The organism is Arenimonas sp. (genome assembly GCF_044348765.1).
In the GTDB taxonomy this organism is placed as follows: domain Bacteria; phylum Pseudomonadota; class Gammaproteobacteria; order Xanthomonadales; family Xanthomonadaceae; genus Arenimonas.
In genome coordinates, this window is the sequence record NZ_JBIKSE010000102.1 from 1 (window position 1) to 11,151 (window position 11,151).

The following is an 11,151-nucleotide window of genomic DNA, read 5'->3' on the forward strand; positions in this document are numbered from 1 at the left end:
GTGAAGATGGTGGTGAGCCTGATCGCCCCGATCGCCATGACCGAAGGCCTGCGTTTCGCGATTCGCGAAGGTGGCCGTACCGTCGGTGCCGGCGTGGTGGCCAAAGTCATCAAGTAACTGATTTGCCGGCACGCTTTATGTGCCGGCGCAACCCATAATGGCGGACCGGAAACGGTCCGCCATCGCCCGTTAAATAAGCATGTACGCCAGTAGCTCAATTGGCAGAGCAGCGGTCTCCAAAACCGCAGGTTGGGGGTTCGAGTCCCTCCTGGCGTGCCACTTCGGGTGTTAGATCAAGAGTGCGAATGAATACAAAAGTCGAAAATCAGAGTGGGACCAGTGTCTTGGATTATGGCAAATATGTCTTGGCCTTGCTGATTGCAGCAGCCGGCATAGCCGTTTTCTACATGATGCCGCAGTGGTCCGGTGTCATTCGCGGGCTACTGGTTGCCGTCGGTTTCGGGTTGGCGCTTCTCGTTTTCGGTTTGACCGTCAAGGGGCGAGAAGCTCGGGATTTTTTCTCGGATTCGCTGTTCGAGCTGCGTAAGGTGGTCTGGCCGACCCGTGAGGAGTCCTACCGCATTACGGGCATGGTGTTGGTCGTCGTTTTGTTGATTAGTCTGATCCTGTCCGGTTTTGATTTTGTAATCTCGTGGCTGATCAAATTGCTGTTGGGCAGTTAAGGAGTTCTCTGTGAGCAAGCGTTGGTATGTTGTACACGCCTATTCGGGCTTCGAGCACCAGGTCCAGCGGAGCCTGCTGTCCCGTATCGAGCGCGCTGGCATGCAGGACAAGTTCGGCCAGGTTCTGGTTCCGACTGAAGAGGTTGTTGAGATGCGCGGTGGTCAGAAGCGCAAGTCCGACCGCAAGTTCTTCCCCGGTTACGTGTTGGTTCAGATCGAGACTAGTACCGAGGGTACCGTGCCGCTGATCGACAACGAGAGCTGGCATCTGATCAAGGAAACCCCGAAGGTGCTGGGTTTCATCGGCGGGACGCGCGAGCGGCCGCTGCCGATCAAAGACACCGAAGCCGATGTCATCCTGCAGCGCGTGCAGGACGGTGTCGACAAGCCGCGCCCGAAGGTACTGTTCGAACCGGGTCAGCTGGTCCGTGTGGTCGATGGTCCTTTCAATGATTTCAACGGCACTGTCGAGGAAATCAATTACGAAAAGAGCCGTCTGCGCGTGGCGGTGATGATTTTCGGCCGTTCCACCCCCGTCGAACTCGAGTTCGGCCAGGTGGAAAAGGCCTAAAGGCCGGAGCGCCGCATGGCGCTCCGTTTTCAAGCGTAAGGAGGAGTCCCGCAGCCCAAGGCGTGCAGACGTTTGAACTCCAGGAGTTATCAACATGGCAAAGAAAGTAGTCGGTTACATCAAACTGCAGGTGAAAGCCGGGCAGGCAAACCCGAGTCCGCCGGTCGGTCCCGCATTGGGCCAGCGCGGTCTCAATATCATGGAATTCTGCAAAGCGTTCAATGCCGCGACCTCCAAGTTGGAGCCGGGCCTGCCGACGCCGGTGATCATCACCGCTTATTCCGACCGTACCTTCACCTTCGTCACCAAGAGCACCCCGGCTACCGTGCTGCTCAAGAAAGCCGTCGGCATCACTTCGGGCTCCAAGCGTCCGAACACCGAAAAGGTGGGCAAGGTGACCCGTAAACAACTGGAAGACATCGTGAAAGCGAAAGAACCCGATTTGACCGCTGCTTCGCTTGATGCCGCCGTGCGTACCATCGCCGGCAGTGCGCGCAGCATGGGTCTCGTGGTGGAGGGCTAAGACATGGCAAAGCTGACCAAACGTTTCAAAGCACTGCAGGCGACCGTCGTTGCCGGAAAATCCTATCCGCTTGAAGAAGCCCTGAAGCTTCTGCAGGCCAACGCCAACGCCAAGTTCGTCGAGTCGATCGACGTCGCTGTGCGTCTCGGCGTCGACGCCAAGAAATCCGACCAGCAAGTGCGCGGAGCGACCGTGCTTCCGGCTGGTACCGGTAAATCAGTACGCGTTGCCGTATTTTGCCCGGCCGGCGCTAAAGCTGATGAAGCCCTCGCCGCAGGCGCGGAAGTCGTCGGCATGGACGATCTGGCCGACAAGATGCTGGCTGGCGATCTGAACTATGACGTCGTCATCGCAACTCCGGATGCGATGCGTGTCGTCGGTAAGCTCGGTCAGGTTCTCGGTCCGCGCGGCCTGATGCCGAATCCGAAAGTCGGTACCGTTTCGCCGAATCCGGCCGAAGCCGTCCGCAACGCCAAGGCTGGCCAGGTCCGTTACCGTACCGACAAGGCCGGTATCATCCACTGCACCATCGGCAAGGCCAACTTCGCCGTCGACGCGTTGAGCAACAATCTCAATGCGCTGCTGCAGGACCTGATCAAAGCCAAGCCGTCCTCGGCCAAGGGGCAGTATCTGCAGAAGATCTCGCTGAGCTCGACCATGGGCGTCGGCGTCGTCATCGATCAGTCCACGCTGACCCTGAAGTAATCGTTTTATGCGGACGGGAGTGTCGCCCCGTCCGTCAAGAATTTGAAGGCAGGCCGCCTGAAAGGGCGGCAAGCCATCAAAGACCGTAGGTGCCTTTGGCGCACATCGCAATCGGGCAGGGATGCTGGATTGGCAAGGATTCGATGCGATGTAAGCGGATGGGTTTAATCGGGGGAAAACTCCGGCCTGCGTAGATGGTGCCGAACACTGGATTTATCTGGAACGGCCACCACTGGAATGCTTGCATTCCCGGCCCCGAAGGACTCGGGTCCGCCTTGGACCGCAATCGGCTGGAGCCGTGCGCGGAAATTCACAGGATTAAGGAGTAAACATGGCACTCAATCTGTCACAGAAGCAAGTCGTCGTTGCCGAGTTAGCAGAAGTGGCTTCGAAAGCTCAATCCTTGGTCGCGGCCGAATACGCTGGCGTCACCGTGGGTCAAATGACCTCGATGCGCAAGCAGGCCCGTGAAAACGGTGTGTTCCTGAAAGTTGTCAAGAACACCCTGGCTACCCGTGCCGTGGAAGGCACCGATTTCGACGTCATCAAAGACGATCTGGTCGGGCCCCTGCTGTACGCGTTCTCGATGGAAGACCCCGGTGCTGCCGCGCGTCTCATCAAGGACTATGCCAAGACCAATGAAAAGCTGAAAGCCAAACTCGTTTCAATTGGTGGTCAGAAGTACCCGGCGTCGCATGTCGACGTGCTGGCTTCCCTGCCGACCCGTGATCAAGCCCTGTCTATGCTGCTCAGCGTCATGGTCGAACCTGCCACTCGCGTGGCTCGTGCGCTCAAGGCCATCGGCGAAAAAGACACGGCCGAAGCATAAAGCTAGGCAATACATCCAACTCACTCACTGAACATATGTTCACGATTAAATACAGAGGTTATCAACATGTCCCTGTCTAACGAACAGATCATCGAAGCAATCGCCGGCAAGACCCTGATGGAAGTCATGGAGCTGGTCAAGGCAATGGAAGAAAAATTCGGCGTTTCCGCCGCCGCCCCGGTGATGGTTGCTGCCGGTCCGGCTGCTGCCGCTGCTCCGGCTGAAGAACAAACCGAATTCACGGTTGTGCTGAAAGCTGCCGGCGACAAGAAAGTCGAAGTCATTAAAGCCGTCCGCGGCATCACTGGCCTGGGCCTGAAGGAAGCTAAAGACCTCGTCGAAGGCGCCCCGCAGACCGTCAAAGATGCCGTTTCGAAAGCCGATGCTGACAAGTTCAAGAAAGAACTCGAAGCTGCCGGCGCCACGGTTGAAGTCAAGTAATCGACGCTTGCCGTCGCTGACTTGCACCAGTAAAGGAAAGGCTGGGGGTGAAAACCCCCGGCCTGTCCCTGTTTTCGCATTCCGTTCGACCGGAATGTTCTGCTAAGCCGCCTTTCAGGCGATTTAGCAAAGTATTCCGTCGCAAACCCGCCAATCCGATTGGCACTGACAAAGGTGGTAGCTCCCATGACGTATTCCCTGACTGAGAAAAAGCGCATCCGCAAAGATTTCGGCAAGAACCGCCCAGTGCTCGACGTGCCTTATCTGCTGGCGATCCAGATGGATTCCTACCGGGAGTTTCTGCAGGACTCGTCGAAATTCAACGGCCATGACGATCGCGGTCTGCATGCCGCGCTGAAATCGGTGTTCCCGATCGTCAGCTTCTCCGGCAATGCCGCCCTCGAATACGTCAGCTACACCCTCGGTGAGCCGGTGTTCGACGAACGTGAATGCCGTTCGCGTGGCCAGACTTACGGTGCCCCCCTGCGTGTGAAGGTCCGTCTGGTCATTTACGACCGTGAATCTTCCAACAAGGCCGTCAAATACGTCAAGGAGCAGGAAGTATTCATGGGTGATCTGCCGCTCATGACCGGCAACGCCACCTTCATCATCAACGGTACCGAGCGCGTCATCGTGTCGCAGCTGCACCGCAGCCCGGGCGTGTTCTTCGACCACGACCGCGGCAAGACCCACAGCTCCGGCAAACTGCTGCATTCGGCGCGCGTGATTCCTTACCGCGGCTCCTGGCTCGATTTCGAATTCGATGCCAAAGACTGCGTGTTCACCCGCATTGACCGCCGCCGCAAACTGCCGGTCACTATTCTGCTGCGTGCGCTCGGTTACAACAACGAGCAAATCCTGAATCACTTCTTCGAAATCAATACCTTCCATATTTCCAAAAAGGATGGGGTTGAGCTTGAGTTGGTCGCCGAGCGTCTGCGCGGCGAAACCCTGAACTTTGACCTTGTGGTCAAGGGCGAGGTTGTGGTCGAAGCCGGCAAGCGCATCACCGCCCGTCATGTCAAGGACCTCGAGAAGAAGAACATCGCTACTCTGGAAGTGCCGGACGATTACCTGATTGGTCGCATCCTCTCGCATGACCTCATCGATGCCGCGACCGGCGAGCTGATTGCCAGTGCCAATGACGAGCTGGACGAAGCCAAACTAGCCAAACTGCGCAAGCACAACATCGCCACCATCGGAACGCTCTGGGTCAACGATCTCGACCGCGGTCCATACATTTCTAATACCCTGCGCATTGATCCATCGAAAACACAGCTGGAAGCTCTGGTTGAAATCTATCGCATGATGCGTCCGGGTGAGCCGCCGACCAAGGATGCTGCACAGAACCTGTTCTACAACCTGTTCTTCACTTTCGAGCGTTATGATCTGTCTTCGGTCGGTCGTATGAAGTTCAACCGGCGTGTCGGCCGTAAGGAAGTCACTGGCGCCGAAGTGCTGTATGACTTCCAGTACTTCAGCGAACGTAGCGACGATGCTGCCAAGGCCTTGGTTGCGAAGTACGGCAAGGACTCCGATATTCTTGAAGTGATCAATACCCTGTGCGAAATTCGCAATGGCCGTGGCGTGACCGATGATATCGACCATCTGGGCAACCGCCGGGTTCGTTCGGTTGGTGAAATGGCCGAGAACGTGTTCCGTGTCGGTCTGGTCCGTGTGGAACGCGCCGTCAAAGAGCGTCTGTCGATGGCTGAAGCCGACGATCTGTCGCCGCAGGAGTTGATCAATGCCAAGCCAGTCGCCGCCGCATTGAAGGAGTTCTTCGGTTCATCGCAGCTGTCGCAGTTTATGGATCAGAACAATCCACTGTCGGAAGTAACCCATAAGCGCCGTGTTTCGGCCCTTGGTCCGGGGGGGTTGACCCGCGAACGTGCCGGCTTCGAAGTGCGCGACGTGCATCCAACCCACTACGGCCGCGTTTGCACCATCGAAACTCCGGAAGGTCCAAACATCGGCCTGATCAACTCCCTGGCCGTATATGCCCGTTCGAACAAGTATGGCTTTCTGGAAACCCCGTACCGCAAAGTTGAAAACGGCATCGTGACCGACAAAGTCGAATTTCTGTCGGCCATCGAGGAGTACGAATACGCCATCGCCCAGGCCAATGCCGAACTCGATCCGAAAGGAAGGTTCAAGAACGAATACGTAACTTGCCGTTACCAGGCCGATACCCTGCTCAAGCCACCGTCGGAAATCCAGTACATGGATGTGTCGCCGATGCAGTCGGTATCGGTGGCCGCAGCCCTGGTCCCGTTCATCGAGCACGACGACGCCAACCGCGCCCTCATGGGTGCGAACATGCAGCGCCAGGCCGTTCCGACCCTGCGTAGCCAGAAGCCGCTGGTGGGTACCGGTATCGAGCGTGCCGTGGCGCGTGACTCCGGCGTTACCGTGAATGCTCTGCGTGGCGGCGTGGTCGACCAAGTCGATGCTGCCCGCATCGTGGTGCGCGCCAATGAAAAGGAAATTGGCGCTAATGATGCCGGTGTCGATATCTACAATCTGGTGAAATACACCCGTTCCAACCAGAACACCTGTATCAATCAGCGTCCGTTGGTGCGTGTCGGCGACCGCATCGAACGCGGTGATGTGCTGGCTGATGGTCCGTCGACCGATATCGGTGAACTGGCGCTGGGCCAGAACATGCTTGTCGCGTTCATGCCGTGGAACGGCTACAACTTCGAAGACTCCATCCTGCTGTCTGAGCGCGTGGTCGAAGAAGACCGCTACACCACCATCCATATCGAAGAACTGACCGTGGCTGCACGTGACACCAAGTTGGGACCGGAGGAAATATCCGCCGATATCCCGAACGTGTCCGAGAGCGCACTCGGCCGTCTCGACGAATCGGGCGTGGTTTACATCGGAGCGGAAGTGCGTGCCGGCGATATACTGGTCGGCAAGGTCACGCCGAAAGGCGAAAGCCAGCTAACGCCGGAAGAAAAATTGCTGCGCGCCATCTTCGGCGAGAAAGCCTCCGATGTGAAAGACAGCTCGCTGCGGGTTCCCCCGGGCATGGACGGTACCGTCATCGACGTGCAGGTATTCACCCGTGATGGCGTCGAGAAAGACAAGCGTGCCAAGCAAATCGAAGATGCCGAAGTCAAGAGCGTGAAGAAGGACTTCGACGACCAGTTCCGTATCCTGGAAGGCGCCATCTACAGCCGACTGGATTCGCAGCTGATTGGTCGCGTCGCCAACGGTGGTCCGAACGGTCTGAAGAAAGGCACTGAAATCACCAAAGAATACCTGGCCGGCCTGAAGAAGGACGAGCGTTTCGACATTCGCATGAAGGAAGAAGCAGCAGTCGATTTCCTAGACAATGCCAAGAAGCAGATCGAGGCTCATAAGGCCGAGTTCGAAAAACGCTTCCAGGACAAACGCCGCAAAATCACCCAAGGCGATGATTTGCCGCCGGGCGTGCTGAAGACCGTCAAGGTCTACGTCGCCGTAAAACGCCGCATCCAGCCGGGCGACAAGATGGCCGGCCGCCACGGTAACAAGGGCGTGGTCTCGATGATTAAGCCGGTCGAAGACATGCCATATATGGTTGATGGCAAGACCGTGGATATCTTGCTCAACCCGCTGGGCGTGCCGAGCCGAATGAACATCGGTCAGATCTTGGAAGTGCATCTGGGTTGGGCCGCCAAAGGCCTGGGCCAGAAGATCCAGAAGATGCTGGACGATCAGCGCAAGGTCGAAGACCTGCGCAAGTTCCTCGACCAGATCTATAACCACGATCAGGCCGAAACCAAGAAGCAGCGCGTCGACTTGTCGAAGTTCACCGACAAGGAGCTGCTGCGTCTGGCAGGTAACCTGACGGATGGCGTGCCGATGGCGACTCCGGTATTCGACGGTGCTGCCGAGTCGGAAATCAAATCCATGCTGAAGCTAGCCGATCTGCCGGAATCCGGACAGGCCCAGCTGTTTGATGGCCGCACCGGTGAAGCCTTTGATCGTCCGGTCACCGTCGGATACATGCACATGCTGAAGCTGAACCACCTGGTTGACGACAAGATGCACGCCCGTTCGACTGGACCGTACTCTCTGGTTACCCAGCAACCGCTGGGCGGCAAGGCGCAGTTCGGTGGCCAGCGCTTCGGCGAAATGGAAGTCTGGGCGCTGGAGGCTTATGGTGCGGCCTATACCCTGCAGGAAATGCTGACGGTGAAATCCGACGACGTCCAAGGCCGCAATGCGATGTACAAGAACATCGTCGATAGCGAGCATGAAACCGTCGCTGGCATTCCGGAATCGTTCAACGTGCTGGTCAAGGAAATCCGTTCCTTGGGCATCAACATCGAGCTTGACGAGAAATAATCGCCGAAAAGAACAGGACCCGGGGCCTTGTCCGAGATAAGGCCCCACCATTTGGAGACAACCATGAAAGATTTGCTTAATCTGTTCAACCAGCAGCGCCAGACCCTCGAATTCGACGGCATCAAGATTGCACTGGCTTCGCCGGACATGATCCGTTCCTGGTCCTTCGGCGAAGTCAAAAAGCCGGAAACCATCAATTACCGCACCTTCAAACCGGAGCGTGACGGTCTGTTCTGCGCTGCCATCTTTGGTCCGATCAAGGACTACGAATGCCTGTGCGGCAAGTACAAGCGCATGAAGCACCGCGGCGTGGTCTGCGAGAAGTGCGGTACCGAAGTGACCCTGACCAAAGTGCGCCGCGAGCGTATGGGCCATATCGAACTGGCCAGTCCGACCGCTCACATCTGGTTCCTGAAATCACTGCCGTCGCGTATCGGCTTGATGCTGGACATGACCCTGCGCGATATCGAACGCGTGCTGTACTTCGAAGCCTATGTGGTCATCGAGCCGGGCCTGACCCCGCTAGACCGTGGCCAGCTGCTGACCGAAGAGCAGTACATGGAAGCCCAAGCCGAGCACGGCGATGAATTCGAAGCCAAGATGGGTGCCGAAGCGGTGCATCAGCTGCTATCGACCATCGATCTGCATGCCGAAGTTATCCGTCTTAAGGAAGAAATCAGCTCGACCAATTCCGATACTAAGCAGAAACGTCTCACCAAGCGCATCAAGCTGGTCGAGTCCTTCATCGAGTCCGGAAACCGTCCGGAGTGGATGGTGCTGACCGTGCTGCCAGTACTGCCGCCGGATCTGCGTCCGCTGGTACCTCTCGATGGTGGCCGCTTCGCGACCTCCGACCTCAACGATCTGTACCGTCGCGTGATCAACCGTAACAACCGTCTGCACCGCTTGCTGGAACTGAGTGCACCGGACATCATCGTGCGCAACGAAAAACGCATGCTGCAGGAATCGGTTGATGCTCTGATGGACAACGGCCGCCGTGGCCGCGCCATCACCGGCACCAACAAGCGTCCGCTGAAATCGCTGGCCGACATGATTAAAGGCAAGCAGGGCCGATTCCGCCAAAATCTGCTCGGTAAGCGTGTCGACTACTCCGGCCGTTCGGTGATCGTGGTCGGTCCGACCCTGCGTCTGCACGAGTGCGGCCTGCCGAAAAAGATGGCGCTGGAACTGTTCAAGCCGTTCATCTTCGCCAAGCTGCAGCGCCAGGGCATCGCCACCACCATCAAAGCCGCCAAGAAACTGGTCGAGCGTGAAGAGGCCGTGGTCTGGGATATCCTGGAAGACGTCATCCGCGAACATCCGGTGCTGCTGAACCGTGCGCCGACCCTGCACCGTCTGGGCATCCAGGCGTTCGAGCCGGTGCTGGTCGAAGGCAAGGCCATCCAGCTGCATCCGCTGGTTTGTACCGCATTCAACGCCGACTTCGACGGTGACCAGATGGCCGTGCATGTGCCGCTGAGCCTCGAAGCGCAGCTGGAAGCACGCGCCTTGATGATGTCCTCGAACAACATCCTGTCGCCGGCCAACGGCGAGCCGATCATCGTGCCATCGCAGGACGTCGTGCTCGGTCTGTACTACATGACCCGCGCCCTCGAAGGCAAGCAGGGCGAGGGCATGATCTTCGCCAATGTTGCCGAAGTCAAACGCGCTTATGACAATAAAGTCGTCGAGCTGCATGCCAAAGTGAAAGTCCGCCTGCAGCGTGATGAAATGAACGATGCCGGCGAATTGCTTGCCACCAAGGCCGTGGTGGAAACCAGCGTCGGCCGCGCCTTGCTGGCCGATATCCTGCCGAAAGGCTTGCCGTTTGCCTACGCCAATACCGAGTTGACCAAGAAGAACATCAGTCGTCTGATCAATACTTCCTATCGTATGCTCGGTTTGAAGCCGACGGTGATTTTCGCCGATAAGCTGATGTATACCGGTTTCGCGTTCGCGACCAAAGCCGGCGTCTCGGTCGGTATCAATGACATGATCATTCCGGATGAAAAGAAAACCCTCCTGGCCGAGGCCGAGAAGGAAGTTCTGGAAATCCAGGAACAGTACCAACAGGGTCTGGTCACCGCCGGCGAGCGATACAACAAGGTGGTCGACATCTGGTCGCGTGCCAACGAGCGCATCGCCAAGGCGATGATGGACACCATCGGCTGGGAGAAGGTGCAGAACGCCAAAGGTGAAACCATCACCCAGAAGTCGATGAACTCGATTTACATCATGGCTGATTCCGGCGCCCGCGGTTCACAGGCCCAGATCCGCCAGCTGGCTGGTATGCGCGGCCTGATGGCCAAGCCGGACGGCTCGATCATCGAAACCCCGATTACCGCAAACTTCCGTGAAGGTCTGAACGTGCTTCAGTACTTCATCTCGACCCACGGTGCACGTAAAGGTCTGGCCGATACCGCGTTGAAGACCGCGAACTCGGGTTATTTGACCCGACGCCTGGTTGATGTGGCGCAGGACGTGGTGGTGACCGAAGTCGATTGCGGCACCAAGGCCGGCCTGACCATGAATCCGATCGTGGAAGGCGGCGATGTGGTCGAGCCGCTGCGCGATCGCGTGTTGGGCCGTGTTGTGGCCGAAGACGTATTCCTGCCGGGCAATGATGAAGATCCGATCGTCACCCGCAATACCCTGCTTGACGAAGGCTGGGTCGACAAACTCGAGGCCGGCGGCGTGCAGACCATCAAGGTCCGCTCTTCAATCACCTGCGAAAGCGCCTTCGGTGTCTGCTCGATGTGTTACGGCCGTGATCTTGGTCGCGGCCATCTGGTCAACATCGGTGAAGCCGTCGGTGTGGTCGCCGCCCAGTCCATCGGTGAACCGGGTACGCAGCTGACCATGCGGACCTTCCACATCGGTGGTGCCGCATCCCGTGCTGCTGCCATTGACAATGTCACTGTCAAGACCACTGGTTCGGTGAAGTTCAATAACCTGAAATACGTCACCCATGCCGACGGTCACCTGGTTGCGGTATCGCGTTCGGGTGAAATCTCGGTACTTGATCCGACCGGTCGCGAGCGCGAACGCTACAAGCTCC

At 57.7% G+C, this 11,151-nt stretch carries 8 protein-coding genes, 1 tRNA gene and 1 pseudogene; all 10 read left to right on the plus strand.

The window, feature by feature from the left end:
* Positions 1-117, plus strand: a pseudogene (locus ACIQ0Q_RS09200) (elongation factor Tu); the annotation flags it as partial.
* A gap of 86 nt (positions 118-203) precedes the next feature.
* A tRNA-Trp gene (locus ACIQ0Q_RS09205) sits at positions 204-279 on the plus strand.
* Between the two features lie 26 nt (positions 280-305).
* Positions 306-683, plus strand: a complete 378-nt coding sequence (gene secE, locus ACIQ0Q_RS09210) for a preprotein translocase subunit SecE (protein ID WP_395772641.1) — start codon at positions 306-308, stop codon at positions 681-683.
* A gap of 10 nt (positions 684-693) precedes the next feature.
* Positions 694-1,254: a transcription termination/antitermination protein NusG gene (gene nusG / locus ACIQ0Q_RS09215; protein WP_395772642.1), complete on the plus strand. Its 561-nt coding sequence runs from the start codon at positions 694-696 to the stop codon at positions 1,252-1,254.
* A gap of 94 nt (positions 1,255-1,348) precedes the next feature.
* Positions 1,349-1,777 carry a 50S ribosomal protein L11 gene (gene rplK, locus ACIQ0Q_RS09220; protein ID WP_395772643.1) on the plus strand — a complete coding sequence of 143 codons (429 nt, stop codon included), beginning with the start codon at positions 1,349-1,351 and terminating at the stop codon, positions 1,775-1,777.
* 3 nt (positions 1,778-1,780) lie between these two features.
* Entirely contained in the window at positions 1,781-2,482 is a 702-nt protein-coding gene (gene rplA / locus ACIQ0Q_RS09225) for a 50S ribosomal protein L1 (RefSeq protein ID WP_395772644.1), read from the plus strand.
* Positions 2,483-2,813: 331 nt separating this feature from the next.
* On the plus strand, positions 2,814-3,311 hold the full coding sequence (rplJ, locus tag ACIQ0Q_RS09230; RefSeq protein ID WP_395772645.1) for a 50S ribosomal protein L10: 498 nt from the start codon (positions 2,814-2,816) through the stop codon (positions 3,309-3,311).
* A 66-nt stretch (positions 3,312-3,377) separates the two neighbouring features.
* Entirely contained in the window at positions 3,378-3,752 is a 375-nt protein-coding gene (rplL, locus tag ACIQ0Q_RS09235) for a 50S ribosomal protein L7/L12 (RefSeq protein ID WP_395772646.1), read from the plus strand.
* Positions 3,753-3,938: 186 nt separating this feature from the next.
* The gene (gene rpoB / locus ACIQ0Q_RS09240) at positions 3,939-8,093 is read left to right on the plus strand and encodes a DNA-directed RNA polymerase subunit beta (protein WP_395772647.1); all 4,155 of its coding nucleotides are present in this window, start codon (positions 3,939-3,941) and stop codon (positions 8,091-8,093) included.
* A 63-nt stretch (positions 8,094-8,156) separates the two neighbouring features.
* Positions 8,157-11,151 (plus strand): DNA-directed RNA polymerase subunit beta' (gene rpoC, locus ACIQ0Q_RS09245; RefSeq protein WP_395772648.1); only part of this gene is annotated, 2,995 nt, incomplete at its 3' end.

Excerpts from the sequence above, each read along its gene's own strand:
- secE (WP_395772641.1), top strand. The coding sequence starts at position 306 with ATGAATACAAAAGTCGAAAATCAGAGTGGGACCAGTGTCTTGGATTAT.
- rplK (WP_395772643.1), top strand. The coding sequence starts at position 1,349 with ATGGCAAAGAAAGTAGTCGGTTACATCAAACTGCAGGTGAAAGCCGGG.
- rplA (WP_395772644.1), top strand. The coding sequence starts at position 1,781 with ATGGCAAAGCTGACCAAACGTTTCAAAGCACTGCAGGCGACCGTCGTT.
- rplJ (WP_395772645.1), top strand. The coding sequence starts at position 2,814 with ATGGCACTCAATCTGTCACAGAAGCAAGTCGTCGTTGCCGAGTTAGCA.
- rplL (WP_395772646.1), top strand. The coding sequence starts at position 3,378 with ATGTCCCTGTCTAACGAACAGATCATCGAAGCAATCGCCGGCAAGACC.
- rpoB (WP_395772647.1), top strand. The coding sequence starts at position 3,939 with ATGACGTATTCCCTGACTGAGAAAAAGCGCATCCGCAAAGATTTCGGC.